The 23,673-nt window shown below is 45.8% G+C and carries 25 protein-coding genes, 2 tRNA genes and 2 other annotated features; of the genes, 13 read left to right on the top strand and 14 right to left on the bottom strand.

Annotation, left to right across the window (positions count from 1 at the left end):
- Positions 1 to 956: 956 nt before the first annotated feature.
- The gene (locus ACFQ4A_RS05725; RefSeq protein WP_382398494.1) at positions 957 to 1,781 is read right to left on the bottom strand and encodes an aldo/keto reductase; all 825 of its coding nucleotides are present in this window, start codon (positions 1,779 to 1,781) and stop codon (positions 957 to 959) included.
- Between the two features lie 181 nt (positions 1,782 to 1,962).
- On the opposite strand from ACFQ4A_RS05725, the gene ACFQ4A_RS05720 reads away from it, so the two are divergent.
- Together ACFQ4A_RS05720 and ACFQ4A_RS05715 are read left to right on the top strand one after the other, a co-directional pair.
- Positions 1,963 to 2,145, top strand: coding sequence for a type II toxin-antitoxin system HicA family toxin (locus tag ACFQ4A_RS05720; RefSeq protein ID WP_382398492.1), 183 nt, complete (start codon positions 1,963 to 1,965; stop codon positions 2,143 to 2,145).
- Between the two features lie 25 nt (positions 2,146 to 2,170).
- Entirely contained in the window at positions 2,171 to 2,581 is a 411-nt protein-coding gene (locus ACFQ4A_RS05715) for a type II toxin-antitoxin system HicB family antitoxin (RefSeq protein ID WP_382398490.1), read from the top strand.
- Between the two features lie 120 nt (positions 2,582 to 2,701).
- On the opposite strand, the gene ACFQ4A_RS05710 is transcribed toward ACFQ4A_RS05715, so the two are convergent.
- From ACFQ4A_RS05710 to ACFQ4A_RS05700, 3 genes are all read right to left on the bottom strand, one after another.
- Positions 2,702 to 3,214, bottom strand: coding sequence for a hypothetical protein (locus tag ACFQ4A_RS05710; RefSeq protein WP_382398488.1), 513 nt, complete (start codon positions 3,212 to 3,214; stop codon positions 2,702 to 2,704).
- Between the two features lie 74 nt (positions 3,215 to 3,288).
- On the bottom strand, positions 3,289 to 3,852 hold the full coding sequence (locus tag ACFQ4A_RS05705) for a DNA-3-methyladenine glycosylase I (RefSeq protein ID WP_382398556.1): 564 nt from the start codon (positions 3,850 to 3,852) through the stop codon (positions 3,289 to 3,291).
- Positions 3,853 to 3,860: 8 nt separating this feature from the next.
- Entirely contained in the window at positions 3,861 to 4,703 is an 843-nt protein-coding gene (locus ACFQ4A_RS05700; protein ID WP_382398486.1) for a sulfurtransferase, read from the bottom strand.
- A gap of 202 nt (positions 4,704 to 4,905) precedes the next feature.
- Here ACFQ4A_RS05700 and pepT point away from each other — a divergent pair, with 202 nt between their 5' ends.
- Positions 4,906 to 6,135, top strand: coding sequence for a peptidase T (gene pepT / locus ACFQ4A_RS05695; RefSeq protein WP_382398484.1), 1,230 nt, complete (start codon positions 4,906 to 4,908; stop codon positions 6,133 to 6,135).
- 184 nt (positions 6,136 to 6,319) lie between these two features.
- Positions 6,320 to 7,327 (top strand): D-alanyl-D-alanine carboxypeptidase family protein, encoded by a 1,008-nt coding sequence (locus ACFQ4A_RS05690; protein WP_382398482.1) that lies wholly within the window; start codon positions 6,320 to 6,322, stop codon positions 7,325 to 7,327.
- 53 nt (positions 7,328 to 7,380) lie between these two features.
- Here ACFQ4A_RS05690 and ACFQ4A_RS05685 read toward each other — a convergent pair whose 3' ends face one another.
- The 4 genes from ACFQ4A_RS05685 to ACFQ4A_RS05670 form a co-directional block, all read right to left on the bottom strand.
- On the bottom strand, positions 7,381 to 7,833 hold the full coding sequence (locus ACFQ4A_RS05685) for a DUF2269 domain-containing protein (protein WP_382398480.1): 453 nt from the start codon (positions 7,831 to 7,833) through the stop codon (positions 7,381 to 7,383).
- Positions 7,834 to 7,948: 115 nt separating this feature from the next.
- The gene (locus ACFQ4A_RS05680) at positions 7,949 to 8,812 is read right to left on the bottom strand and encodes a fructosamine kinase family protein (protein WP_382398478.1); all 864 of its coding nucleotides are present in this window, start codon (positions 8,810 to 8,812) and stop codon (positions 7,949 to 7,951) included.
- A 58-nt stretch (positions 8,813 to 8,870) separates the two neighbouring features.
- Positions 8,871 to 9,323, bottom strand: coding sequence for a nucleoside deaminase (locus tag ACFQ4A_RS05675; protein WP_382398476.1), 453 nt, complete (start codon positions 9,321 to 9,323; stop codon positions 8,871 to 8,873).
- Between the two features lie 101 nt (positions 9,324 to 9,424).
- The gene (locus ACFQ4A_RS05670; protein ID WP_382398474.1) at positions 9,425 to 10,459 is read right to left on the bottom strand and encodes a PTS transporter subunit IIC; all 1,035 of its coding nucleotides are present in this window, start codon (positions 10,457 to 10,459) and stop codon (positions 9,425 to 9,427) included.
- 222 nt (positions 10,460 to 10,681) lie between these two features.
- Here ACFQ4A_RS05670 and ACFQ4A_RS05665 point away from each other — a divergent pair, with 222 nt between their 5' ends.
- A complete protein-coding gene (locus tag ACFQ4A_RS05665) occupies positions 10,682 to 11,242 on the top strand; it encodes a nitroreductase family protein (protein WP_382398472.1) in 561 nt (186 codons plus the stop codon).
- 451 nt (positions 11,243 to 11,693) lie between these two features.
- On the opposite strand, the gene ACFQ4A_RS05660 is transcribed toward ACFQ4A_RS05665, so the two are convergent.
- From ACFQ4A_RS05660 to ddlA, 5 genes are all read right to left on the bottom strand, one after another.
- Positions 11,694 to 11,822 carry a hypothetical protein gene (locus ACFQ4A_RS05660; protein ID WP_382398470.1) on the bottom strand — a complete coding sequence of 43 codons (129 nt, stop codon included), beginning with the start codon at positions 11,820 to 11,822 and terminating at the stop codon, positions 11,694 to 11,696.
- Positions 11,823 to 12,229: 407 nt separating this feature from the next.
- Positions 12,230 to 12,673 (bottom strand): GNAT family N-acetyltransferase, encoded by a 444-nt coding sequence (locus ACFQ4A_RS05655; RefSeq protein ID WP_382398468.1) that lies wholly within the window; start codon positions 12,671 to 12,673, stop codon positions 12,230 to 12,232.
- A gap of 113 nt (positions 12,674 to 12,786) precedes the next feature.
- On the bottom strand, positions 12,787 to 13,479 hold the full coding sequence (locus tag ACFQ4A_RS05650; protein ID WP_382398466.1) for a hypothetical protein: 693 nt from the start codon (positions 13,477 to 13,479) through the stop codon (positions 12,787 to 12,789).
- A gap of 139 nt (positions 13,480 to 13,618) precedes the next feature.
- On the bottom strand, positions 13,619 to 13,834 hold the full coding sequence (locus ACFQ4A_RS05645; protein ID WP_382398464.1) for a DUF6366 family protein: 216 nt from the start codon (positions 13,832 to 13,834) through the stop codon (positions 13,619 to 13,621).
- A 558-nt stretch (positions 13,835 to 14,392) separates the two neighbouring features.
- Positions 14,393 to 15,499 (bottom strand): D-alanine--D-alanine ligase, encoded by a 1,107-nt coding sequence (gene ddlA, locus ACFQ4A_RS05640; RefSeq protein ID WP_382398462.1) that lies wholly within the window; start codon positions 15,497 to 15,499, stop codon positions 14,393 to 14,395.
- A gap of 145 nt (positions 15,500 to 15,644) precedes the next feature.
- Positions 15,645 to 15,890, top strand: a binding site (T-box leader).
- Between the two features lie 167 nt (positions 15,891 to 16,057).
- Positions 16,058 to 16,350 (top strand) — a binding site (T-box leader).
- 67 nt (positions 16,351 to 16,417) lie between these two features.
- On the opposite strand from ddlA, the gene trpE reads away from it, so the two are divergent.
- From trpE to trpA, 6 genes are read left to right on the top strand one after another with little or no spacing between them, the layout of a single operon-like run.
- The gene (gene trpE / locus ACFQ4A_RS05635; RefSeq protein ID WP_382398460.1) at positions 16,418 to 17,824 is read left to right on the top strand and encodes an anthranilate synthase component I; all 1,407 of its coding nucleotides are present in this window, start codon (positions 16,418 to 16,420) and stop codon (positions 17,822 to 17,824) included.
- Between the two features lie 54 nt (positions 17,825 to 17,878).
- The gene (gene trpD, locus ACFQ4A_RS05630; protein WP_382398458.1) at positions 17,879 to 18,904 is read left to right on the top strand and encodes an anthranilate phosphoribosyltransferase; all 1,026 of its coding nucleotides are present in this window, start codon (positions 17,879 to 17,881) and stop codon (positions 18,902 to 18,904) included.
- A 1-nt stretch (position 18,905) separates the two neighbouring features.
- Positions 18,906 to 19,706: an indole-3-glycerol phosphate synthase TrpC gene (trpC, locus tag ACFQ4A_RS05625; RefSeq protein WP_382398456.1), complete on the top strand. Its 801-nt coding sequence runs from the start codon at positions 18,906 to 18,908 to the stop codon at positions 19,704 to 19,706.
- A complete protein-coding gene (locus tag ACFQ4A_RS05620; protein ID WP_382398454.1) occupies positions 19,696 to 20,301 on the top strand; it encodes a phosphoribosylanthranilate isomerase in 606 nt (201 codons plus the stop codon). The genes trpC and ACFQ4A_RS05620 overlap by 11 nt, the downstream gene beginning before the upstream one ends.
- A 5-nt stretch (positions 20,302 to 20,306) precedes the next feature.
- Positions 20,307 to 21,512, top strand: coding sequence for a tryptophan synthase subunit beta (gene trpB, locus ACFQ4A_RS05615; protein WP_382398452.1), 1,206 nt, complete (start codon positions 20,307 to 20,309; stop codon positions 21,510 to 21,512).
- Positions 21,505 to 22,278 carry a tryptophan synthase subunit alpha gene (gene trpA, locus ACFQ4A_RS05610; protein WP_382398450.1) on the top strand — a complete coding sequence of 258 codons (774 nt, stop codon included), beginning with the start codon at positions 21,505 to 21,507 and terminating at the stop codon, positions 22,276 to 22,278. Before trpB ends, trpA begins: the two co-directional genes overlap by 8 nt.
- Positions 22,279 to 22,326: 48 nt before the next feature.
- Here trpA and ACFQ4A_RS05605 read toward each other — a convergent pair whose 3' ends face one another.
- A complete protein-coding gene (locus tag ACFQ4A_RS05605; protein ID WP_382398448.1) occupies positions 22,327 to 22,521 on the bottom strand; it encodes an SHOCT domain-containing protein in 195 nt (64 codons plus the stop codon).
- Positions 22,522 to 23,480: 959 nt separating this feature from the next.
- Between ACFQ4A_RS05605 and ACFQ4A_RS05600 the strand changes: the two genes are divergently transcribed.
- Together ACFQ4A_RS05600 and ACFQ4A_RS05595 are read left to right on the top strand one after the other, a co-directional pair.
- A tRNA-Thr gene (locus tag ACFQ4A_RS05600) sits at positions 23,481 to 23,556 on the top strand.
- 3 nt (positions 23,557 to 23,559) lie between these two features.
- Positions 23,560 to 23,649, top strand: a tRNA-Ser gene (locus tag ACFQ4A_RS05595).
- Positions 23,650 to 23,673: the final 24 nt, after the last annotated feature.

Raw genomic sequence — 23,673 nt, 5'->3', positions numbered from 1 at the left:
CTTAGGGCCGAAGCTGGCTCAGATTGTCGTTAAAACGTTCGTTAGTCGTCCATTAGAACGCCTCTATACGCCTTAACGGAGTCGATTGAGTGCCAATTCGTCCATTAGAACGCTTCTATACGCCCTAACGACATGGATTAAGCGCCAATTCGTCCATTAGAACACTTCTATACGCCTTAACGACATGGATTGAGTGCCGATTCGTCCGTTAGACCACTTCTATACGCCTTAACGACATGGATTGAGTGCCAATTCGTCCGTTAGACCACTTCTATACGCCTTAACGACATGGATTAAGTACCAATTCGTCCGTTAGACCGCTTCTATACGCCTTAACGACATGGATTAAGCGCCAATTCGTCCATTAGAACGCTTCTATACGCCCTAACGACATGGATTAAGCGCCAATTCGTCCATTAGAACGCTTCTATACGCCCTAACGACCTGGATTAAGCGCCAATTCGTCCATTAGAACGCTTCTATACGCCCTAACGACATGGATTAAGCGCCAATTCGTCCATTAGACCACTTCTATACGCCTTAACGACATGGATTAAGCGCCAATTCGTCCATTAGAACGCTTCTATACGCCCTAACGACATGGATTAAGCGCCAATTCGTCCATTAGAACGCTTCTATACGCCCTAACGGAGTCGATTGAGTGCCAATTCGTCCGTTAGACCACTTCTATAAGCCTTAACGACATGGATTGAGTGCCAATTCGTCCGTTAGAACACTTCTATACGCCTTAACGACATGGATTGAGTGCCAATTCGTCCGTTAGACCACTTCTATACGCCTTAACGACATGGATTAAGCGCCAATTCGTCCATTAGAACGCTTCTATACGCCCTAACGACCTGGATTAAGCGCCAATTCGTCCATTAGAACGCTTCTATACGCCTTAACGTAAACAAAAGAACCGGACGTAGAGTTCTCCACGTCCGTCTCATTTCTTATCCCTTATTCACATCATTGGGTTCAGGCCCTTTACGCTGGTTACGGTCGAGTTCGGCCATTTGGTTCATCTCATCTGGGCTCAATTCAAAATCAAACACGTTGAAGTTTTCCTCAATACGTGATGGTGTCACAGATTTTGGAATGACGATTGCCTCAGATTGCAGGTGCCAGCGGATGATGACTTGCGCAGGTGTTTTACTGTATTTTTCCGCCATCCCTGTAGTCACGTCATGCTTCAAAACGTCACCGCCATTCATCAATGGGCTCCAGGCTTCAACATAGATATTATGTTTTTCACAAAATGCTTTGAGATCCTTTTGCTGCAGGTATGGGTGACATTCTACCTGATTCAGCACCGGCACAACATCACATTCATCCAGTAGACGCTGCAAGTGCTCGATGTTAAAGTTGCAGACGCCAATTGCTTTAACACGGCCATCGTGATACAGCTTTTCCATCGCTTTATACGTTTCTACATAGTTGTCCACTTCAGGCATTGGCCAGTGAATTAAATATAAATCAACGTAGTCAAGCCCCAGGCGTTCAAGGCTCGCATCAAATGCCTTCAATGTCTCTTCATAACCCTGATCGCTGTTCCAGACTTTTGTCGTAATAAACAGGTCATCACGGGAAACGCCGCTTTTCACAATCGCCCGGCCAACACCCTGTTCATTTTCATACACCTTGGCCGTATCAATGGAACGATAGCCTGTTTCAAGCGCCTTCGTAACGGCCGGCTCCGCTTCTTCATCCGGCACCTGCCAGACACCAAATCCGAGCTGTGGCATTTCAAGGCCATTATTTAATGTTACATAGTTCATTCAACCGCATCCTTTCTTGGCATGATAGGTGCAAGTTTATCATATCCCGACAATCAGGGAAAATTTCTACGTTTGCGCTTTTTTTCATTTCTCATTTTTTAATATAAACAGACTTAACACTTTACACGTATTATAGCACGTATTATAATAAAGATAAAATAGTGGAAGATGGTATCCTGCCATGAATTCAAAATCACTAATCAGAATAATTAAACAGGATGGCTGGTATATAGTCAGAGTTCGTGGAAGCCATCATCAGTTTAAACACCCAACAAAGCCTGGAACCGTGACCATACCACATCCGAAAAAAGATTTTCCGAGGAAGACTATTAAATCTATTCTTAAACAAGCCGGGCTTGAATAAAATACAAATATAAGGAGGACATAAGTTGAAAAAGGACCGTTATCTGTATCCGGCTATTTTTGACTATAATGATGATGGAATTTCTGTCACATTTCCCGATCTACCCGGTTGTATAACATTTGGAATGAACGAAGATGAAACAGTGTCCATGGCAAAGGAAGCATTGGCCCTACATTTATACGGTATTGAGGAAGACCAGGAAACGATACCTGCTGTAACGTCATCTAAGGAAATCAATATAAGTGACAATCAAACAATAGTGTTAATTGAAGTATGGATGCCGCCTTTTCGATATGAAATGGACAATCAAGCCGTCAAGAAAACACTTACGATTCCTAGATGGCTTGATGATGCAGCTAAAGAGCACAAGATTAATTATTCACATCTTTTACAAGAAGCTATTCGGGAACATCTTGGAATCTACAAAACAAAATGATGGTTCATTAGAGGCAAACTTTCAGTACCTGCACGGAATAGTTGCCTCTTTTTGTTATAGATCATCGTCCGCAAAAGGACAAACACAAAAAAAGCTATTCCCCAACAGAAATAGCCTTTCTCACACATCATTCCAACTAATTGCACCACATTGTGTCTCATGATCAATTTTTACATCAAAGTAATGCTTACTGTAGAAATGCTTCAGCCGTTCAACATGATCAAAATCGCGCTTGACAATGTGACCCGTAATGCACGGCACATTATCCTTACGTGCTTCATCTTTTAAGTGCTTCATAAGAACTGATCCATAGCCTTTATTTTCTTCACCCTTGATATCAGCAATATGCAATTTTTGATGACCTTTATATTCCGCTTGGATGGCCGAATGCCAGTCACCGCGGTATGGCCGCGAACAATTATGCAGCATGATCTGACACGTATGACCATTTTTATGTGCGTAAACAATAACCCACTCGTTATGGCAGGTTTGATCAATGCCAATGACCTGTGCATTCCCGGCTATCCGTTTGATGTTATCCTGCATCCGGAACAGCTGGATTTCCAGTGTATCCAGCTCATTTTTTATTTCATCTTTGCTTCTGGTATCTTCCAAAAACGCAATCTGAGCCATCATGGCCCTCCTTCCTAAAAAACGCGCACAATGTCGTATTGTACTAGAAAGAAGGGATCGTGTTCAAGACGCAATCAACCATAGCTTTTGCCGCCTAAAAAACAGTCTTGCGTATGATCATTCACCATTCCCGTCGCCTGCATAAAGGCATAGCAAATGGTTGGACCGACGAATTTGAAGCCATGTTTTTTTAGACCTTTGCTCATTTGCTCTGACGCCTTAGTTGATGAGGGTACGTCAGCATGCTCAGCCCAATTATTCAAAACCGGCTCACCGCCGACAAATTGCCAGATATAATCGTTAAAGCTGCCAACTTCCCGCTGAATATCCAAAAATACCCTGGCATTGGTGATGACCGACTCAATCTTGCGTCTGTTGCGGATGATGCCATCGTTATGCAGCAGTTCGTCAACTTTTTCATCATCATACTGCGCGACTTTTTCCGGAACAAAGTTGTCAAAAGCTGCCCGGTAGTTTTCCCGTCGTTTCAGTATGGTAATCCAGCTCAGTCCGGCCTGCGCTCCCTCCAGCGAAAGCATCTCAAACAAGGTCTGGTCGTCATGGGTTGGTCTCCCCCATTCGTGATCATGATAATCAATATAGATCAGGTCATTCGTCACCCAGCCACAGCGTTTCACGTCCATTCTCATTCTTCCTTTGTTTCCACTTCGTTTTCATCATAGGAGATCCAATCACTGAAGCTGCCGGGATAAAGTTTCACATTTTCATAGCCGGCTGATTTCAATGCCAAAACGTTGGGACATGCGGAAACACCGGAACCACACGAGACAATAATCTCCTCATCTTTGGCCAATGAAGCGAAATTTTTTTCAAGTTCCGCCCCCGTTTTCCACTTACCATCCGCATCAAGAACATTTTTCCAGAAGAAGTTCTTCGCTCCGGGAATATGGCCTGTTTTACGATAGAGTGGTTCAGTCCGGCCGAGGTATCTTTCTCTGGACCGTGAATCAATTAATGTGGCAGATTGGTCCGCCAGTTTTTCCTGGACGTCTTCAATGTCGGCAACGTTGTTTTCCCGGAACGTGGGCTTAAATTCTGTCGCTTCAAGCACCGGTATCTCTGTTGTCACAGGGTGCCCTGCTTTTACCCATTGGTCGAAACCGCCATCCAGTAAATGGACATCATCATGCCCCACATAGTGCAGAAGCCACCAGAGCCGCGCAGCGAACATATCATTGGCCTGATCATAAATCACAACCGTTTTATTAGGGTCAATGCCGATATTCCCAATCTTGGCCGTGAACATATCCATATCCGGTAATGGATGACTGCCGCCGTGTTTAGCCGGTTTTCCGGACAAATCCTTGTTCAGGTCCAAATAAACCGCCTGCGGAATATGGCCCTCCAAATAGGCTTTCCTGCCGGCATCCTCATCCTGCAATTGAAAACGTGTATCCACAACAACTGTTTGATCAGGTTGATTTTTCAATCTATCCGCCAGCCATTCCTCACTTACGATAACAGACATTTAACTCCCTCCTGTTCAATTCTTTATCCTCAATCAAATGGCGATCATTGGTTTCACGTTTCATTCTACCTGATGGAAAAGCCGATGAACAGCCCTCTTATTCTTCATCTTCAGAATAAAAGTGGTAAAATAGATGGATCAAATGTATGTTCAAAAGGGATAAACTGCCCTTTTGAACAACCCCTAAAGGAGCTGACACATAATGAAAGATACATTAATCGAACGTTTCACACGCTATGTCAAGATTGATACCCAGTCAGATGAAGCCAGTACGTCCACACCGTCAACACCAGGCCAGCTTGAATTAGCCAACCTGCTCGTTGATGAATTAAAGGCAATCGGCATGGATGATGTCACCATCGATGGGAACGGTTACGTCATGGCCACATTGCCGTCCAATACGGACAAAGACGTGTCAACCATCGGCTTTTTGGCACACGTCGATACGGCAACTGACTTCACCGGCCAAAATGTGAACCCGCAAATTGTGGAAAACTTTGACGGTGATGACCCGACATTAAATGACGATAAGGGGATTGTTTTATCCGCCGACGACTTTCCGGAACTGCCGGGCTATAAAGGGCATACACTAATCACAACTGACGGCACCACTTTGCTCGGAGCCGATGACAAAGCAGGCGTCACGGAAATTATGACGGCGATGACGTACCTGCTTGATCACCCGGAAATCAAGCACGGCAAAGTACGTGTGGCGTTCACCCCTGATGAAGAAATCGGGCGTGGCCCCCATAAGTTTGATGTGGAAACATTCGGGGCCGATTATGCCTATACGATGGATGGCGGGCCATTGGGAGAACTGCAGTATGAAAGCTTTAACGCTGCTGCTGCCAAAATCACGTTTCACGGCAATAGCGTCCATCCCGGCACAGCCAAACATAAGATGGTTAACGCCGGCAAAATGGCCGCCGAATTCATTAGCAAAGTTCCTGAGAAAGAAGCTCCCGAACATACGACGAAATATGAAGGGTTTTACCATCTGCTGTCGGTAAATGGTGACGTGGAAGAAGCCGTCGTCTCTTATATTATACGGGACTTTGACACAGATAATTTCGCCGCACGGAAAGAAACCATCAGGCAATTCACCCGTGAAATCAACGCCAAATATGGTGATGGGTCGGCCGACATTGACATGAACGATCAGTATTACAACATGCGCGAAAAAATCGAACCTGTCCGGGAAATCGTGGACGTCGCATATCAAGCAATGGAAAACCTGGACATCACGCCACTCATTAAACCTGTTCGCGGCGGGACTGACGGGTCACAACTGTCGTATAAGGGACTGCCGACACCGAATATTTTTGCGGGTGGGGAAAATTTTCATGGAAAATTTGAATATGTTTCCGTGGATAATATGGAAAAAGCCACCAACGTCATCATTGAAATCTGTCGGCTGCTTGAGTCGCGCTAACCATTGTTAAAGCCAGGTTCCTGCAAAAGGGACGTTGGCTTTTAATTGGCGTGACGTCTGCTAGTTTATGTTAATCAAACATTTGATCAATCTATCTGCTGTCTGATTCTCGGCATAGACCATTCAAAACGTGACGTGTTATGATAAAGCGTGAAAGATAAACGGATGACAGGGAGAGAATTGAATGCGTAAGAAAAGCCTGACGACCGTTTCAGCACTGTTGGCCATACTGCTTCTAATCACAGCTTGTAATGCCGGGGAGCAACAGACAGCTGAACCCGCTCAAAAAGACCAAACCACTCAAAACGATAAAACAGAAGCGGCCGATAAACCAATACAACTACCCGATGAGCATCTACAAAAAAACGATGAAGGTGCTGCGGTTAAAGCATTGCAGGCAGCACTGCAAAAAACAGGCTATGATATCAGCTCAAGCGGAAACTACGATGCCTTGACAACATGGGCGGTGACGGACTACCAAATGCAGCAGGAAACATTAGCTGTCACCGGCATATATGACGACGATACCAAACAGGCACTGCAGACGTCACTGGATGACAATACACCGGTTAACCCGGGCAAAGGCCTTGACGAGCCTGATAAGGACGCCACTGCCATCAGTAACCCACATGAAATTCTGGCACTCGTCAATAAGGACTACGTGTTACCTGATGGGTTTGAGCCGCTGAAGCTGGTTGAACCTGATGTCCGCTTCCCGTTTGAGGAATTTTTGCCGAAAAAACAAATGCGCGAGGTGGCTGCCGCCGCCCTTGAAGATATGTTTGCGGCAGCGGATGACGCAGGCCTTGACCTATTTGCCCAATCCGGCTACCGCTCCTTTGACAGACAGGATGCCATTTTCGCTTCCAATGTCGCGGAACATGGTGAGGAGGCTGCCAATAATTTCAGTGCAAAACCAGGCGAAAGCGAGCATCAGACCGGTCTGACGATGGACGTGACCAGCCCGGATGTCAACCATCAGTTAATCGAGGAATTTGGCGAAACCGATGAAGGCAAGTGGCTCAAGCAGCATGCCGCGGAATATGGCTTCATCATCCGCTACCCTGAAGGGAAAGAAGAGATCACCCAATACCAATATGAACCGTGGCATTTGCGGTATGTCGGAAAAGCAGCTGCGACCGATATAGCGGAGCAGGGAATCACACTGGAAGAATACCTGGGCGAAGTTTAAACGATTGAAAAAGGTGCACCACCGGTTATGTGCGCCTTTCTTTTTATCTTTTTTTAAAAAGGTTTCAAGATCATTAACGCAATAACAATTAAAAAAATGACGTTTTCGATCCGTTCATAGAAAAAGAGCCGTTTGGCCAGCACATAATACGCATCAGGTATGTCATCCCCTTGATGCTCTGTCAGCAGATTTTTAACCGGTTTGGACCTTGGCGATAAAACAATCGGGCCGAAAGCAAGGCCGATTAGGAACAGCACAAGACTCAACACATACCAGCCCTGATTGAATAAGGACGGGTTCAGCGCTCCCATCCATAGACCTGTGATCAAGAGCAGTGTGCCGCCAACCATGACAAAGATATGCAGCCGGTTTCGGATAATATAAGCATGTCTCAGCTCGGTCATCGTTTCCGCCTTCGTGACGATATAAATCATCACGAACCCCGGACCAAGACCGAGGATGGCTGAAAAAACATGTATGAAAATGAGCAGTTCATAAAACGTCATCGCTTACCCCACCATTCTTATCGTGTATAGCTATCATACACGATTGGACACCGGGAGGAATTGTGACATGCAGCACATCTACCGGGAATTTTTTGACAAAATTGTGTCGGGACCCTCATCCGACATATCGTTTCAAAATCATATCCACTGACCGGCCATAAGCTTCACCGAACATGTTCAAATGTACGAGTAAATAATACAGCTGATACAGTGGTTTGACATCGTCGTAGGCCGGTGACAGTGGGAAGCGCTCCTCGTAGCCCCGGTAAAAATCGCTGCTGTAGCCGCCGAACACCTCAGTAAACGCCAGTTCAAAGTGCCGGTCCCCATAAAGAAATGACGGATCAATGACATAAGGCTCCCCGCCTGGTCCAGTCAGCCAATTGCCGCCCCACAGATCACCATGTAAATAAGAAGGTGCCACATCATCCGGCACCCACTTATCCAGTTTTTCGAGCAGCTTTTCCATTCGTTCACGCCGCTTACCTGTCATTATGCCACTGTCAATGCCCAGCTGTAACTGCCTATTAAGCCGCTTGTCCCGGTAATAAGCAAGCCAGCTGGAACATAACCTGTTCGGCTGTGGAAGCGTTCCGATAAACGTGTCGTCGGTAAACCCGTGCTGCTCACCGATTGTCTGATGCATCGCCGCGATCCGGTCGCCCAATTTCCAATCGGTATCTGCCGCAGGTGCTCCTTCCACCCATTCCATTACCAAATAGGCACGATGTTTTTCATCAGAAAGGGCAAATACGTGAGGAACACTGATCGAATGCGTTTCCCTGATCAGCTCCAGCCCCTTTGCTTCCAGTGCAAAAAAACGATCCGGTGCATCCGTATGATATTTGATAAAATATTGACGGCTCTCCGTTTCCACATAATAGCTTTCATTGATTGATCCGCCAGCCAGACACCTGATCGTTTGTAGACCGGAATGATCGCCCGCCTGCTGTAGTGCTTGTTTGATTAACTGATTCATCAGGATGCTCCTTTGAAACGTGATTCATTGAAACATGCTGCTAACGTGTCAACGACGGTTAAGACCGTTCCTTCCACAATTGCATCGGATCCTCCTGGCCGTCCCTGAGTGGCATGTGAACCATTTCCATCGTGCGTTCGGATTTTGGTTTCTGAAGTTCTTCATAAATAGCTTTTGCCTTACCTAACCCGGCGTCAAGTGCATCCTCAGACGAAGCGCCATAATAAATCGTGTCAACACCCGCAAAATACATCGCTGTCAGACACATCGGGCATGGTTCGCCGCTGGCATACATGGTGTAACCCTTCAGTTCATGTGAATGCATCATTTTCTGTGCCTTGCGCATTGCCTGAATTTCCGCATGGGCTGTCATATCAAACCGCTGGTGCAGCTCATTGACACCTTCTGCCACTTGTTTGTCGTTTTTCACTAAGACAGCTCCAAATGGCTCACCACCATTGCGGACGTTCTCTGCCGCTAGTTCAACGGCACGCTCCATAAATTGATCCATCGCACATCTTCCTTTCTGGTTAAGATGATGTAAGAACTTTTGCCCTTAGTATAGCAAAATAAACGCACAGATCATATGAGAAACAACGTTTGCAGGCTTGTTTACTCATATGTAATGGTCATGTCCCCCGGTTTGATCCAGCCTTTTTTCCGGAACCATTCAGCGACCACCAGACTGATCACGGCCGGTGCGATAACATGCAGCACGACCATTGCCCAAAAAACGCCCCATGTAAAGCCCATCGCTTCAAAGGTCATGATTTGGCCGACGAATCCGCTCGTTCCCATGCCAGCACCAAGGTCGTTATTCATTAACCCGAGCCAGACGGTTGCAAATGGTGCCAAAACAGCCCCGGCAATCGTTGGAGGCACGATAATGATCGGCTTTTTTAACACGTTGCCGATTTGCAGCATCGATGTGCCAATACTTTGAGCGAGGAAGCCACCAATCCCATTGTCACGGTAACTGGCGGTTGCAAACCCGACCATTTGCGCGGCACAGCCGATTGTTGCTGCTCCTGCAGCCAGGCCATCAATTGAAAGCATAATGGCAATGGCAAGACTGGAAATAGGTGCTGTTAAAGCCCAGCCCATCAAAACGGCCACAAGGACTCCCATGATAAACGGCTGCTGTGCGGTCGACCAATTAATGATGCCGCCAAACCAGGCCATAAATGTATTAATGGGCGGTCCAATAAACGTCCCGACGACAAATCCGATAAAGATGGTCACAAAAGGTGTCACGATAATATCAACACGTGTCGTTTGATAGACCATTTTTCCAAACTCGGTTGCCGCGAGTGCCGTCACATAACTCCCGGCAGGCCCGCCCAACTCCGCACCGAATGCACCGGCAAACAGTGCTGAAAACAGAACGAGCGGCGGCGCCTTCAAGCCATAAGCAATCGCCACCCCAATGGCCCCGCCCATAATTTTGGTTTCCATGGCATACCCGCCCATTTCAACCATAAATGCGAGCTTTTCAAATCCAAGCGCTACCGCCTGCTCCCCTATTGTTTGAATGATCAGACCGATGATTAACGACGCGAATAAGCCCAGCGCCATGTAGCTTAGTGCCGTGATGACATACTCTCTAACAGATAACGAAACCCCTTTTTGTTGCAAAAACGCTTTCATTTTTCTCCTCCCTTATTTTTGTGAAATATTTCACACTAAATGGGGTGATAAGTCATGGATTGATTATCATCTCCCCACATTATTACGTGATTCACTTCACATATCAAGGGGCTTCGCGAAAATATGTTAAGTTTTGCTTTTTTATAACCAATCAGCTACAATCAATTGAAAATAGTTATCAATTATTAGGTTAGAAATAAATGAAATCCGGGAGGGCATCATATGGAACTGACAAAACAACCAACTGCACTACAGGAGGTGATTCGGGACCGGCGCGCCGTCAAAAAGCATTATAATGATAAGCCGGTGACTGAAGAAACGGTGATGGGCCTGTTGGAAGATGCTGTCTGGGCACCCACACATGGCGTCCGTCAGCCTTGGCGTTTCATTTTCATTGGACCTGATCAGACCGGAAGCTTTGCCGAACAAGTGGCTGCCACTTACCCATCAGAACGGCAGCAAAATCGCTTTGAGTATCTCAGCGAACCAACCGCCTTTCTCATTGTCGTGATGGATGAACCTGAGAGTCAAAAACAGTGGGATGAAAACTTCGGTGCAACGGCCTGCATGATTCAAAACTTTTGGCTGCTTGCCTGGGAACAGAAGCTTGGCGTTGTCTGGAAAACCAATTCACACATTTATGATCCGCAAGTCAAAAACATTCTGGGTGTCGGGGAACATGAAAAAATCGTCGGCTTCCTGCACATGGGCTATTTTGATGATAAGCCGGCGAAAAAAGAGCGCATTTCTGCTGCCGACAAATTCACCACGTTCAAAGGATAATCATCGAATAAAGAGGCTGTCCACAAAGGTAAGTAGTTCACTTACCGTGGAGAAAACTTAAAATATTGATATGATTACCTTATCAAAAAGCAACGTTTTTAAACCGTTATTAACTTTGAAATTGACACATTAAATAACATTGCTTTGTGATTAGATCTTCGTCATTAAAAATAAAACAGCTCAGTTCACATTGAACTGAGCTGTTTTATTTATTTATTTTCACTTTAAAACAATCGTTAGCAATAGGTAAACCTTTGAGGTTATCTCCAGCTTTTCCCCCTGCTCCAACTAAGCGTGCAAGTTTCCTCGCACTCCGCGCTCCATCTACCGACATGTACTGTGATGATAAGTTCCTCGTTACCTTCAAGCAAAGAAGTCTATGACGGAAAACCTCTTGCCCGAAAGCTTGCACTGTGGCATCTCTCCTTGTCTGAGTGATGTTCCCAATTTCCTACCCGATCGGTTCCTTGCTTTCCAAGTCCCTTGCAACGTAGCTATCCGTACTGAACGTACGTGCTTCCTTTAAGCCTGTGAGCTGGATACCGCCATTGTCCGGTATAGCGTATTTCAGAGGGCGCATTTTTACGCTACACCACTCACGCTATCGTTGGATGACACATAAGTTTCCCTATGTTTAATCTTTAGACCCGTCCATTCGGAAGTTTGTCAGTTCCCTTTCGTGAGGACAACGGCACCCGACTGCTGTATAGTCAGATCAAGGCGCATAAGTTAACGTGTCCATTTACTGAGCAATGATTTTAACGATTTTTTGTTAATTTAATGACCAGTTTGAAAGGGTTCGAAAAATTCCTCATTCATTACAGTATAAATTATAGCAATTGGATCTGTCCAAATCAGAAACAGAAAATAAAAAATGATTGAGTCCATTTACAAACAACTACATCACCTCAAAATAATCATTCTACAAAATGTCCCAACAAACCAAGAAAGAGCACAATATTTATTCCATTCTTGCACCCGTTAGAACTAATATGAATCCAAAGGTTTCTTAAACACATAACTTACCTTGTCATAATCCATTCTTTCTTCATAAAAACGGTGAGCATCTATACGTTTTAATCCTGATGATAAGGCAACACTTTCATAGCCATTTTCTTTAGCCCATTTATGTACATAAGAAAGAATTCGCTCACCATATCCGTTTGAACGTTTACTGCTATTAGTAACTAAATCACATACCCAAACAAAACGCCCGTAATAAAGAGTTATCATAGGCTTAAACCCAGTGACTGCAACAATTTCTTCTTGATCATACAAAGCAAATAATCTATACATATCTTTTTCTTTGGCCTCAGTCACCAAATTAAGATAAGTAGCCTCATCAAGATGAGTGCGTAATTGGTTCATTATCGGAAATGCCTTAAGGATTTCCTTCTGGGATTGAAGTTCATTGACAGTTAAAGTATTCATTGCTAAGCTCCTTTTAATTTTACAACTTATTGTCCTGTTCAACTTTCTATAAAGGAACGATCCTTTAATTCAGTATGGGCGCTAATACTTATTCCTGATTAGCGCCTGTTAGTTTAAGAATGAATATTAAGTTTTTTAATTAATTCTACAACCTTTTTACCATCGCCTGTGTCAATGGATTCCTGTTTAGTATCTTCTATGATCTGCTTGTAAGCATCCTCACCAGCGGGATTTTTCCCGTCCCAACGTTGGGGAACTTTATTATATAGTTTAATCGTTCCGTCACCGTTGCTACTGTAAGTTATAGAACCCTCTACTAAACGGGATCCTGTTAATTGAACGACATCTTCTGGATAATCAATACTTGTTTCATCGTCAGGATTCAGAGGTTCACCAGATGAAATGTGTTGAACATTTAATTCATCAATATTTTGGGTGTCTCCAAGCTGCAACCAAATACGTGCATATTCGATTTCTTTAGGAGAATATTCAGCTAAAGCATCACTTCCCTCGTCATCGCTGGAATCCTCGCTTGTGTTTTCAGCTTGATTGGAATTCTCCCCTAATGCTTCATCATCGTTGTTGCTATAATCATTTTTGTCATATGCTTCTTCACTGTTTTTATCTGCATCATTATCGTCGCTGTTTTTATTTGATTCGTTATCGGAGTTATTTTCTTCATCGGCAACTTTATCTTTATTATTATTGTCCGCATTATCATTTTGATCAGACGAACCCCCACAGGCGGATATAAACACCGCCATTAAAAATACTGTTAGTAAGACGATTAGATTCTTTTTATTCACGGTTTTTACAATCCCTCTCTAGTTTGATAGTAATCATAATTTTAAACGTACCCAACCTACTAAAGGCTTCCAAATTACTCAACCATTGGCCCTTTTGCGGAAGATCAATTTCACTTTTTGTTATTATGCTAACTCATCTTTAACGAAAGAACACGGCATAAATTATAAACCCAAATATCATTATAAGAATAAGTATTCCAGTGCCCTTCCAACCTAAACTTCCTACTAAATCAACAAGACTTCCATTAGCACCTCTATTCAGTGAATCCTTCAAGCTGCCAGATGGGTTGTTTTCCCACTCTTGTTGCCTCAGCCTCTCTCTTCTTTCTTCAGGCGTTTCTTTGTCTTTGCCCATTTCATCAAACCCCTTTTATAAACAATCCTGATTCGTTTCTTTGAATATATTTTTCTCATAAGATTTAGATTTATTTTAACATAAAGATTCAGAATACCTGGTTAAATTTCAAAAATGCATCTCTCTCTTTACAAACTATACGCTAAATTAGCACTTATTTTAAAGGATATTTTAGCAAAGCAATTACGACCCGTTTTATCAATACGTTTAGGACAATGACAATATTTATTGTCACTTTGTTATTTATGGTGCTAATAAGGATGATAAAATGTTGAATAATTCATTCAAACGTTGTCATACCAGTAAAAAATAGCGTACTAAATGTTATGTGATTTAGTACGCTAAATGTATTGTGTTTTTATTTTTTCTCCACCGTAAGTGAACTACTTACCACAAAGGGGCAGCCTTTTTTTGGTTGAGGACGAGGATCCTCTGCAGATTCTTATCCGCTCCTGTCGATATTTCCGCTCTTCTGCTGATAATCTCACGCTTCTAATGATATTTCTGCCCGTCTAAAGCTTCTACCAACCTTATCCGGAACATACTGCACTTCTGCCGCTATTCCTCATCCCATACAGCGCTTTTCAGCGTACGATTCCGCTGATGGCGTTCAATGGCCAGTTCAATCAGCTTATCAATCAAGTCCGGATAGGAGACACCGCTGATTTCCCATAATTTCGGATACATGCTAATTCGGGTGAATCCGGGCAGCGTGTTAACCTCATTGACATAAACATCGCCATCCTCAGTCAAAAAGAAGTCCACGCGGGCTAGGCCTTCACATTCAAGCGTCCTGAAAGCCTCAACAGCAACATGCTGCAGTCTGTTCACTTCCTCCTCCGTCAAATCAGCCGGCATTTCCAAGATCGCGCCGGTTTCATCGATATATTTCGATTCATATGAATAAAATTCCGTTTGCGGCAAAATTTCGCCGGGGATCGAAGCTTTTGGATTTTCATTACCCAATACGGCACACTCGATTTCCCGGCCTACCAGCGTTTCTTCGATGACCACTTTTTGATCATACTGAAAGGCCTCATCGATCGCTTGATTAAATGCCGCTTCCGTTGATACTTTGCTGACGCCGACAGACGACCCCTGGTTCGCCGGCTTGACGAACATGGGCACACCCAGCTGCGCTTTAGCGTCCGCAAAATCAATCTGGTCACGCCGCGCACGCGAATAAGCCAAGCCATTCGCCACGTTTATTCCGGCACTCGCCAGCAGCCGCTTGGCGATATCTTTATCCATACAAATGGCCGAACCGAGCACACTGGTTCCGACAAACGGCAGATTCGCAATCCGCATCATCCCCTGCAAACTACCGTCTTCACCCAATGTGCCATGGACAATCGGAAACACCGCGTCCAATTGATCAAGCAAGCCTGCATCGGTTGCCCTTACTAGTTGGTGATCAGTCTCACCAGGTACGATAGCGACTGCTTCATTGGATTTGTTTAATTGAATCAATTTCGGATTTTCCGCATTAAGCAGGTAGGTTGATTGGTCGTTGATGTGCCACTTCCCCTGCTTATCAATTCCAATTAATACAACCTCATATTTATCCTGATCAATCGCATCAACAATATTTTTAGCTGATTGCAATGACACCTCATGCTCAGCCGATTTACCACCAAAAATAATGCCTACTTTTTTCTTTGGCATGTCTCAGAACTCCCTTTTTATGAAAAAATGTCTATATCTAAAATAGCACATGACGGCCTGTTTGAAACAGCATTATTATTTTTTTCAAAAACCACTTGACAGCAGAAGAAAACAGCTCTATGATGGAAAATAATAAATCAATCGAACGCAAGCTATGACGAAGAGTAGTAATCTGTCCGTCTTACACAAGAGAGTCGGTGGCTGGTGTGAACCGATGTGGACAACAGATGAATGGACTTCCGAGCTCCAAACCGAATCATATTTGCAGTAGGCTTTGGCGACTTGATCCCATCGTTATACGGGACACATATTAAACACGCGCTTGTTTAGTATGGCAAAGTGAGCTGACGGCAGCTAACAAAGGTGGCACCACGGGGTCCTCGTCCTTTTTTTGAGATGAGGACCCTTTTTTATTTGGTTTCAAATGCTGGTGCGTCTATTCAGAGGTCAGAGGCCGGAAGTCAAACTTGAAGAAATCGGCGAACCAGCCGATTTCACGATTGAAAACGTCACCTGAAATATTATACTTTTTTATCTTTTTAAAAAAACTGCAAAGCTTTTAAATCGCCGAGTAAGAGGAGTAAGCTTTCGTGAAGCGTTTAAGAGAGCCGGTGACGGTGGGATACCGGTACGTGAATCATGGCTGAATGGACTTACGAGAGGTTTCCTGAAATGACAGTATGGAAACACGGAGTTCCGCCGTTACACGGATAGGATATAGGAAGAAAAGTGCGGTCAGCCGTTCATGAAAGCTGGCGTATTAAAATCTGCTTTATCTCCCGTATCCGAACAGAGATGGAGATACATTGTCTCCAACAAGAGGTGGCACCACGGTCACAACCGTCCTCTGCAATCACACGTCTGTGTGGTTGCAGAGGATTTTTTTATTATTATTTCCGTGAAAGGAGTTTTGCCAAAATGAGTGAAACCAAAATTCTTCCCTATAAGTACATCAAGCTGAATGCCGATACATTGACCCCAATCGGGATATACGAAAACCTTTACGGCACAAAAAAATTTTTACTGGAAAGTTCACTGCAGCATGAGGATAAAGGCAAGTATTCCTTTATCGGGGCGAACCCCTATCAGGAGCTCAAAGGCAGTCACGATGCCACGACCATTTTGCATCATAGAGAGGAAACCACAGAACACCGGAATGAACCTGTTTTAACGGTTTTACAAAACAAAATGCCCAAGTTGGATGTGGATCTGCCTTTCCCATTTTTTGGCGGTGCTATCGGTTATATTGGCTATGACGCCATCCGGAATTACGAGAACATTGGTGGCGACTTGCCGGACGAGATTAACATGCCGGAGACTCATTTCATGCTTTACCAAAACGCTATCGTTTATGACCACAGCGATGAGTCGGTTTTCCTTATCGCGGTGAATCTGGATCAGCAGTCGGAACACGTACTTGACGAACGGCTGGCATTGTTGAAAAAAGCATTGATCCCGTTTCCGACAGCTGACCTGACAACAGACGAATCAATTGCGTTTCAGCCGGAGATGGATAAAGCACAGTTTATGGAAAATGTCCAAACAGCGAAAGACCATATCAACCAGGGTGAGGTCTTTCAGGTTGTGCTGTCGCAGCGGATGAAAGCACCGATCAAGAGTGATCCATTTGCGTTTTACCGAAAACTGCGTAAAGCCAACCCATCACCTTACATGTTTTATATCGACTTTGATGATTACATCGTATTGGGAGCTTCACCGGAAAGCCTGGTGCAAATACACGGCCGGGATGTGATCACGAATCCAATTGCCGGCACACGGCCCCGTGGGAGAACGAAAGCGGAAGATGGCGCCCTGATGAGGGATCTCGTGACAGACAAAAAGGAAATAGCTGAACATGAAATGCTGGTCGATTTAAGCCGGGATGATTTCAGTCATATTTGTGAACAAGATAGTGTGACAGTCCCCAGTTATATGAAAGTGGAAAACTATCAGCACGTGATGCATATGGTTTCCGAAGTGCGCGGAAAGCTGTCCGAACATTTTACCAGTCTTGATGCACTCATCACGTGTTTACCCGCCGGCACCGTTTCCGGTACACCAAAAGTGCGTTCCATGCAAATCATCAATCAGCTGGAAGATAAACGACGCGGCTTTTATGGTGGTGGTGTCGGCTATATCAACTTCAATCACGACTTAAACATGACACTGGCCATCCGATCCCTCGTCATCAAAGATCGTCTGGCCTATTTACAAGCCGGTGCTGGTATTGTGGCCGATTCTGATCCGGAGACTGAATACTATGAAACATTAAACAAGGCAAAAGCCTTGATGGAAGTGACCAACTATAATGTGACATCAGGCTGACCGTGATATGGCTGATTCCAGCATCTACCAATCTGATTGAAAAGGGGTTTTAACATGAAACAATATCTTGAAAAACTGTTGAACAAGGAAAATCTAACCTTGCAGGAAATGAAAGAGGCCGCCACAGCGTCATTTGCCGATCATATGACCGAGAGTGAGCTCGCCTCGTTTCTGACCGCCTTACGTGCTAAAGGGGAGACACCTGAAGAAATTGCCGGGCTTGTGGAGGTGATTCGCTCACAGTCCAGTCAAACGACCGCTGCCTTCACGAATGTGATGGATAACTGTGGTACGGGCGGCGATGGTTCACACAGTTTCAATATCAGTACAACCGCGGCATTTGTGATTGCCGGCGCCGGGGTTAAAGTGGCCAAACACGGCAACCGCAGCATTACGAGTAAAACAGGAAGTGCTGATGTATTGGAGCATCTCGGCATTTCCCTGTCGTTTTCCAAGGAACATGTGGAGAAAATGCTTGACGAAAACAACATCGCCTTTTTGTTTGCGCCCAATGTTCTTCCCGGTATGAAACGATTCGCGACCGTCCGGAAAAACTTAGGCATCCCGACGATCTTTAACCTGATCGGTCCGCTGACCAATCCGGTCCGTCTCGACACCCAGCTTTTAGGTGTGTATCGCCGGGATATGCTGCCGCTTTTGGCTGAAGCACTCAATCAGCTGGGGCGCAAACGCGCACTGGTTGTTAACGGCGCGGGTTATATGGATGAAGCATCACTTGCCGGCGAGAACCATCTGACACTCCTGGAGAATGGGAACGTGACGTCATTTACACTCCATCCGTCCGACGTTAACTTACCTGTTTATTCAAACGAGAAAATCCGGGGTGGTGATGCCCGGGACAATGCACGTATTTTACGCCGTGTCCTGAATGGAGAACCAGGCCCACACCTCGATACAGTCCTGCTGAACGCCGGACTCGGCCTGTTCGCCAACGGGGCTGCCTCATCCATCACGGACGGTATCCAAAAAGCATCCGAAAGCATTCAAAGTGGCGCTGCATTGGAAAAATTGGAGCGTCTGGCCGAATTCAGTCATAACGTGACAAGTGAGGTGATCTGACATGACGATTTTGGATAAAATTCTCCAGCAAAAAGAAATGGAAATTGAACAATTAAAAAAACAATCATTAGCTGATATGCCAGCAGAAGCCAATCAGGTACCATCCATCGCCAAGTCTTTTCATAACACAGAACGTATGCGCATCATTGCTGAAATCAAACGGGCCTCACCTTCCAAAGGGTCGATTGATCTGGAAGTAGATCCGGTCAAACAAGCGTCATTATATGAAGCCAGTGGTGTTGGTGCCATATCGGTTTTGACCGATAAAACATTTTTCCAGGGGTCGATGGATGATTTGCGTGCCGTCCGTAAAGCCGTCAATCTCCCGCTGCTTTGCAAGGATTTTTTTATTGATAAGATCCAGATTGATCATGCCAAAGCGGCGGGCGCATCCATCATTCTCTTAATCGTCGCGGCCATGTCCCCGTCCAAATTACAGGTGCTTAACACGTATGCTAAAGAACAGGGGCTGGATGTCCTTTGTGAAGTGCACGACGAACAAGAGATGACCACAGCCATTGAATTAGGGGCTGGCATTATCGGCATCAACAACCGGAATTTAAAAACATTTGCGGTTGATTTAGGCACGACCGGTCGGCTGGCATCGATGGTGACGAATCCGGACACCATTCTCATCAGCGAAAGCGGCATTCAATCACGCCAGGATGTCGAACAGGCAGCCCAACATGGTGCCAGCGCTGTCCTTGTCGGGGAAACCTTGATGCGTGCCGGTGACTTGCCGGGAACGATCAGCGACTTACAAATTCCGCTCTCGAAAGGAGGACGATCAAATGCGCGTTAAAATTTGTGGTATTACGACAATTGAAGCGGCACAAGCGGCTGTTAGGGATGGAGCCGATTTTATCGGGTTTGTTTTCGCACCGAGCAAACGCCAGCTGACACCGGAACAGGCAGGGGATATAAGCGCTGCCCTGCCATCCACCATGCAAAAAGTCGGTGTGTTCGTCAACGCATCATACGACACCATCATACAGACTGCCGAACAAGCCGGGTTGGATATCATTCAGCTTCACGGGGACGAATCGCCGTCATTTGCCGAAGAGCTTCCTTATCCTATTATCAAGGCCTTCCGGATGGGCAAACATGACACGGCAGCGATAAAGGCTTATCCGTGTGATTATTACCTAGTTGACAGTCCTAAAGGTCCTAATCGAGGCGGCAATGGCACAACCTTTGACTGGACACAGCTGGCAAACAGTGACCTTGATCCGCAAAAAACGATTCTCGCCGGCGGATTGACACCGGAAAATGTGCAAACAGCGATTGCGACCAGCAGACCAGCCGGAGTGGACGTATCGAGCGGCGTGGAAACAAACGGTACGAAAGACCTTGAAAAAATCAATCAATTTATCAACAACGCCAAGAGGAAAGGATGATTGACATGACAGCCTATACATTTCCTGACACAAAAGGCAAATATGGCCATTTCGGCGGGCGGTTTGTTCCCGAATTGCTGATGCCGGCTCTGCTTGAACTGGAAGAAGCTTACACGGAAGCGATGAACGATCCAGCTTTTCGGGGGGAACTGGACGATTATTTAAAAAACTATGTCGGAAGGGAAACACCGCTCTATCATGCCAAAAACCTGTCGGAAAAACTGGGCGGCCCGAAGATTTATTTGAAACGTGAAGACTTGAACCATACCGGTGCCCACAAAATCAACAATACGATCGGTCAAGCCCTCTTGACACGCCGGATGGGCAAGAAGAAAGTTGTTGCTGAGACCGGGGCCGGCCAGCATGGTGTGGCAACCGCGACGGTTTGTGCGCTGCTTGGGTTGGAATGCGTTGTTTTCATGGGTGAGGCGGACATTCGCCGACAAAAACTGAATGTTTTCCGGATGGAACTGCTTGGCGCCAAGGTTGAAAGTGTCTCACAGGGCAGCGGTACTCTGAAAGATGCGGTCAATGAAGCATTGCGTTACTGGGTCAGTCATGTGGAAGATACCCACTATATCATCGGCTCTGTTGTCGGGCCCCATCCTTTTCCACAAATGGTGCGGGATTTTCAGTCGGTGATTGGTGAAGAAGCCAAACAGCAGCATCAAGAAGCCGCGGGACAATTGCCGGATGCTGTTATCGCTTGTGTCGGCGGCGGTAGTAATGCCATGGGGATGTTCTATCCGTTCATTCAGGATGAAAATGTCGGCATTTATGGCGTGGAAGCCGGTGGGAGTGGCATTGAGACCCATCAACACGCCGCAACGTTAACAGCTGGAAGCGTTGGTGTTTTGCATGGCACGATGACACATCTGCTCCAGGATACACACGGCCAGATTAAAGAAGCCCATTCCATTTCAGCAGGCCTTGATTATCCCGGGGTTGGCCCTGAACACAGCCACCTTCATGAAAAGGGCCGGGTAACCTACACATCTGTCACAGACCAGGAAGCTATCGACGCCTTTAAGTTCCTCTCCCAAACGGAAGGGATCATCCCGGCTTTGGAAAGTGCCCATGCGGTAGCGTTCGCGATGAAACAGGCAAGCGAAATGGATGAGACAGAATCCCTTGTGATCTGTTTATCCGGCCGTGGCGACAAAGATGTTGAATCGGTTAAAGATGTACTGGGAGGTCGTGTAGATGCGTAATCAATTTTTGGCTAAAGCATTGGAGGCAAAACGTACAGCAGGCGAGAACATTGTCGTCCCCTATATCATGGCCGGTGATGGCGGCCTTGATGTACTAGCGGAACGGCTTAGGTTTCTTGAAGATTGCGGTGCAGCAGCTGTTGAACTGGGAATTCCCTTTTCCGATCCGACAGCAGACGGGCCGACGATTCAAGACGCCGGACAGCGGGCACTGGAAAACGGCACAACGTTGCAAGGTGTTCTGGAAACATTGGAAAGTTTCAAGGAAGAGCGGTCCATTCCCGTTATTTTGATGACGTATTTGAATCCGATCTTCACGTTCGGGCCAGAAACGTTTGCGGCAACGTGTGCAAGCGCAGGGGTAAATGGCGTCATCATACCTGATTTGCCATTGGAAGAAGAAGCCCTAATCACTGACTTTCTTAAACAATATGCGATCGCCAATATCCGCCTGGCCGCTGTGACCAGTCCGGACGAGCGGCTTACTGAAATTGCCGGGCGATCAGAAGGTTTCCTTTATGCCGTTTCGGTCAAAGGAACGACCGGCGCACGGACGTCACATGAAAACAGCGTTAAGACATATTTACAGAATCTGAAACAAATGACCGATACACCGGTTTTGGCCGGGTTCGGTGTCGCCACACCGGAACAGGCGCATGAACTGGGTTCCAACTGCGATGGTGTCGTTATCGGAAGCAGGATCGTCGATTGGTTTCATAAAGGTCAAACGGACGATATCAAACATCTGCTCCAGAAAAGTATTTAAATTGTGCTGTTACTTGCCGGAAAATATTGTGGCAAGTGACAGCTTGCTTTATTTTCCTTGCCTTTTTCTAGCCTCTTCATATTCTTCCTTCGTGATCTCACCTTTTTCATAGCGCTCTTGCATGATTTCCAGTGAACTTTTCCGCCGGGTACTTTTGCCAGCATTAAAGCGGTAGAGAATGATCACAATCATAACCAAAACAACGAGTGCGAGACCTAACCTGATATAACCTTCAACTGTCACGAGATCACCTCCACTGTTACTGTTCCCTGTACTTATCAATTTAAGCGCAGAAACATTTCCAGTCAAATCCATTGCTGGCAGTGCACTTTACGCTTGGCATTACCCTCTTCTATATTAATGCGTTTTTTACCAGAATAATTATGTCTTTTGGCTGACCATTGAGTCGATTTTGGCTAATGGAAGCCTTCTATTCGACCGTTCGGCGGAATTCCAAGGTCTTTCGGGCGGTTAGAAGCGTTCTATTCGACCGTTCGGCGGAATCTCAGGGCCATTCGGGCAGTTAGAAGCCTTCTATTCGACCGTTCGGCGGAATCTCAGGGTCATTCGGGCAGTTAGAAGCGCGCTATTCGACCGTTCGGCGGAATCTCAGGGCCATTCGGGCGGTTAGAAGCGTTCTATTCGACCGTTCAGCGGAATCCCAGGGGTATTCGGGCAGTTAGAAGCGCGCTATTCGACGGTTTGGCGGAATCTCAGGGTCATTCGGGCAGTTAGAAGCGCGCTATTCGACGGTTTGGCGGAATCTCAGGGCCATTCGGGCGGTTAGAAGCGTTCTATTCGACCGTTCAGCGGAATCCCAGGGGTATTCGGGCAGTTAGAAGCGCGCTATTCGACGGTTTGGCGGAATCTCAGGGCCATTCGGGCGGTTAGAAGCGTTCTATTCGACCGTTCAGCGGAATCCCAGGGGTATTCGGGCAGTTAGAAGCGCGCTATTCGACGGTTTGGCGGAATCCCAAGGCCATTCGGGCGATTAGAAGCCTTCTATTCGACGGTTTGGCGGAATCTCAGGGCCATTCGGGCGGTTAGAAGCGCTATTCGACGGTTTGGCGGATGATCGAGGGAATTTAGGCTTATAAAAAAATTTCCGCAAAATTCAATTCTACAATTTCCAGTCAAATCCATTGCACAAATAAAACATTTATATTATTATTTTCAATGGACTTAAAAGTTGTCATCTACATGCTGGTGTAGCACAATCGGCAGTGCGCATCACTCGTAATGATGAGGTTGGAGGTTCAAGTCCTCTCACCAGCACCATTTGGAGGAGTACCCAAGCCCGGCTGAAGGGGACGCACTCGAAATGCGTTAGGGCGTGTAAGCGCCGCGTGGGTTCGAATCCCACCTCCTCCGTTTGATATAGATTAATCCAAAACT

Origin of the sequence: Lentibacillus salinarum, assembly GCF_042679865.1 — a bacterium.
GTDB classification, from domain to species: domain Bacteria; phylum Bacillota; class Bacilli; order Bacillales; family Amphibacillaceae; genus Lentibacillus; species Lentibacillus salinarum.
Note: the sequence above shows the minus strand (reverse complement) of the source record. Positions and strands in the feature narration are given on the sequence as shown.

What these genes read in the sequence shown, in the direction of transcription:
- ACFQ4A_RS05725 (WP_382398494.1), bottom strand. Translation starts at nt 1,781, where the DNA reads ATGAACTATGTAACATTAAATAATGGCCTTGAAATGCCACAGCTCGGA.
- ACFQ4A_RS05720 (WP_382398492.1), top strand. Translation starts at nt 1,963, where the DNA reads ATGAATTCAAAATCACTAATCAGAATAATTAAACAGGATGGCTGGTAT.
- ACFQ4A_RS05710 (WP_382398488.1), bottom strand. Translation starts at nt 3,214, where the DNA reads ATGGCTCAGATTGCGTTTTTGGAAGATACCAGAAGCAAAGATGAAATA.
- ACFQ4A_RS05700 (WP_382398486.1), bottom strand. Translation starts at nt 4,703, where the DNA reads ATGTCTGTTATCGTAAGTGAGGAATGGCTGGCGGATAGATTGAAAAAT.
- pepT (WP_382398484.1), top strand. Translation starts at nt 4,906, where the DNA reads ATGAAAGATACATTAATCGAACGTTTCACACGCTATGTCAAGATTGAT.
- ACFQ4A_RS05690 (WP_382398482.1), top strand. Translation starts at nt 6,320, where the DNA reads ATGCGTAAGAAAAGCCTGACGACCGTTTCAGCACTGTTGGCCATACTG.
- ACFQ4A_RS05685 (WP_382398480.1), bottom strand. Translation starts at nt 7,833, where the DNA reads ATGACGTTTTATGAACTGCTCATTTTCATACATGTTTTTTCAGCCATC.
- ACFQ4A_RS05680 (WP_382398478.1), bottom strand. Translation starts at nt 8,812, where the DNA reads ATGAATCAGTTAATCAAACAAGCACTACAGCAGGCGGGCGATCATTCC.
- ACFQ4A_RS05675 (WP_382398476.1), bottom strand. Translation starts at nt 9,323, where the DNA reads ATGGATCAATTTATGGAGCGTGCCGTTGAACTAGCGGCAGAGAACGTC.
- ACFQ4A_RS05670 (WP_382398474.1), bottom strand. Translation starts at nt 10,459, where the DNA reads ATGAAAGCGTTTTTGCAACAAAAAGGGGTTTCGTTATCTGTTAGAGAG.
- ACFQ4A_RS05665 (WP_382398472.1), top strand. Translation starts at nt 10,682, where the DNA reads ATGGAACTGACAAAACAACCAACTGCACTACAGGAGGTGATTCGGGAC.
- ACFQ4A_RS05660 (WP_382398470.1), bottom strand. Translation starts at nt 11,822, where the DNA reads ATGCGCCCTCTGAAATACGCTATACCGGACAATGGCGGTATCCAGCTC.
- ACFQ4A_RS05655 (WP_382398468.1), bottom strand. Translation starts at nt 12,673, where the DNA reads ATGAATACTTTAACTGTCAATGAACTTCAATCCCAGAAGGAAATCCTT.
- ACFQ4A_RS05645 (WP_382398464.1), bottom strand. Translation starts at nt 13,834, where the DNA reads ATGGGCAAAGACAAAGAAACGCCTGAAGAAAGAAGAGAGAGGCTGAGG.
- ddlA (WP_382398462.1), bottom strand. Translation starts at nt 15,499, where the DNA reads ATGCCAAAGAAAAAAGTAGGCATTATTTTTGGTGGTAAATCGGCTGAG.
- trpE (WP_382398460.1), top strand. Translation starts at nt 16,418, where the DNA reads ATGAGTGAAACCAAAATTCTTCCCTATAAGTACATCAAGCTGAATGCC.
- trpD (WP_382398458.1), top strand. Translation starts at nt 17,879, where the DNA reads ATGAAACAATATCTTGAAAAACTGTTGAACAAGGAAAATCTAACCTTG.
- trpC (WP_382398456.1), top strand. Translation starts at nt 18,906, where the DNA reads ATGACGATTTTGGATAAAATTCTCCAGCAAAAAGAAATGGAAATTGAA.
- ACFQ4A_RS05620 (WP_382398454.1), top strand. Translation starts at nt 19,696, where the DNA reads ATGCGCGTTAAAATTTGTGGTATTACGACAATTGAAGCGGCACAAGCG.
- trpB (WP_382398452.1), top strand. Translation starts at nt 20,307, where the DNA reads ATGACAGCCTATACATTTCCTGACACAAAAGGCAAATATGGCCATTTC.
- trpA (WP_382398450.1), top strand. Translation starts at nt 21,505, where the DNA reads ATGCGTAATCAATTTTTGGCTAAAGCATTGGAGGCAAAACGTACAGCA.